This is a genomic window from Priestia sp. SIMBA_032, from assembly GCF_046535215.1.
Taxonomy (GTDB): domain Bacteria; phylum Bacillota; class Bacilli; order Bacillales; family Bacillaceae_H; genus Priestia; species Priestia aryabhattai.
In genome coordinates, this window is the sequence record NZ_JAWRXD010001141.1 from 1 (window position 1) to 253 (window position 253).

Here is a 253-nt window from a genome sequence, read left to right on the forward strand (position 1 = left end):
TCAATAGCCAAAATTTGCGATTTAGTTCCTATACTCAGTGGCAAGACATTGGAGACCTCATGACCACTTCTCGCTCGACCCCCGCCGAGAGCCCTTCTGGCCGCCTGGAGGCACCGAGCCTCGTGAAGATGGCCACCGATGCCATTCGCAAGAAGATCCTGTCCGGAGAACTCGCTCCGGGCGCCAGGCTCATTGAGGAAAGACTGACTGAAGAGCTCGCGATCAGTCGGCCTCCACTGCGCGAAGCTCTACG

Annotated in this window: 1 protein-coding gene; it reads left to right on the forward strand. The window is 57.7% G+C overall.

Annotation, left to right across the window (positions count from 1 at the left end; translation table 11 throughout):
- Window positions 1–128: 128 nt before the first annotated feature.
- The coding region (locus SB717_RS37890) for a GntR family transcriptional regulator (RefSeq protein WP_410908320.1) at window positions 129–253 on the forward strand (125 nt) is incomplete at its 3' end.